Origin of the sequence: Streptomyces ureilyticus, assembly GCF_011045025.1 — a bacterium.
GTDB classification, from domain to species: domain Bacteria; phylum Actinomycetota; class Actinomycetes; order Streptomycetales; family Streptomycetaceae; genus Streptomyces; species Streptomyces ureilyticus.
On record NZ_JAAKZX010000461.1, the window covers coordinates 1 to 1,325 of the forward strand.

Here is a 1,325-nt window from a genome sequence, read left to right on the forward strand (position 1 = left end):
GGGCTCGAGATGAAAGCACGCTTGGTCAGTGGGTCGGGGTCGTAGGAGGACACGTACACCCCTTCGCGCTGCGGGATGAGTTCGCTGTCGAGATCATCCGTCACGGCGAACCGGGGTCCCGCCCTCCTGAAGAATCAGCCATCGCCCGCGCGCAGTCGTCCCGCCGCAGTGACTCGGCGGACAACGTTTCAGCAGGTCAGCGTCTGGGACGTCCCGGGATGAGGCCACTTTTGCGTCAACGGTGGCCGGACAGCGCGCCGAAGCCGCAGTCTCGTTGCGGAGCCCGCCGGTGCGGTCGGTTCCGTTCATCGCACGTCAACGGAGGGGAACAGCATGCGAGCTCTCACCAAGGCACTCGTCAGTGCCACCACCGCGGTCGGGATCGCCGCCGGCGGCCTGGCGACCGCTGGAACGGCCATGGCGGCTCCCGCGTCATCGGCCCCGAGGTCTGCGGTTGCAGCCTCGCCCGCAGCGGTGGCCGCGTACAACAACCTCGGACTTACCAAGTACCAGGCTTACGGCGTTCAGTGCTTCCTGAACACCTCAGTCCTCGTCGACATCGAAGTGGACGGGTATCTCGGCAAGGAAAGCTGGAAGGCGATACAGAACTTCCTCAATAACCACTGGGACCAAAGCCTCGATGTTGATGGAATCGTCGGCCCGGCGACGATCAGGGGACTTCAGTACTTTCTCAAGAACGGCGGCTGGAGGTATACCGGCGACCTCGACGGCATCGCTGGCCCAGGCACGCGAGCGGCGTTCGCCAGGTTCGGTCAAGCGAACTTGGAGCAGTTCTGCGAGTAGGCACCTTTCCTTGTGGGGCAAACGACCGGCACACTCAGCGACCGGGCCGGTCTACTGTGCCCGTCGTACGGGGCTGACACCGGCCTTGCTGGGCCCGCACCTCTACGACGCGGAAGACGACTGCGACCCAACTCCACCTGACAGCCCCCATTCTGCGACGTTCAGGTAGCTTTACCCTTTTGGTCAAACAGATAACTGAATGAGGAATATCGTGGTAGAGAAAGCTTCCGCCGGAGCGTCGGATGTCGTGGTCACCGGACTCGGAGCGGTCACGCCCCTGGGCGCCAACGTCACCTCCAGCTGGCAGGGCATGCTGGAAGGCCGGTCAGGAGCCCGGGTTTTGAACGAACCGTGGGCCCATGAGTTGCCGGTGCGGATCGCCGCACCCGCGGCCGTGGACCCCGCGGCAGCCCTCCCGCCCGCGCAGGCGCGCCGGATGGACCGCGTCACGCAGCTGGCGCTGATGGCCGTACACGAAGCCTGGGCGGACGCCGGCCTCGATACCGCTACGGAGCTGGACA

Annotated in this window: 2 protein-coding genes; both read left to right on the forward strand. The window is 65.2% G+C overall.

The features are described 5' to 3' along the window. Nucleotides 1-333 precede the first annotated feature (333 nt). Nucleotides 334-804: a peptidoglycan-binding domain-containing protein gene (locus tag G6048_RS48125; protein WP_165345901.1), complete on the forward strand. Its 471-nt coding sequence runs from the start codon at nucleotides 334-336 to the stop codon at nucleotides 802-804. A gap of 211 nt (nucleotides 805-1,015) precedes the next feature. Then, a partial coding sequence (locus G6048_RS48130) for a beta-ketoacyl synthase N-terminal-like domain-containing protein (RefSeq protein ID WP_328829171.1) occupies nucleotides 1,016-1,325 on the forward strand: 310 nt, incomplete at its 3' end.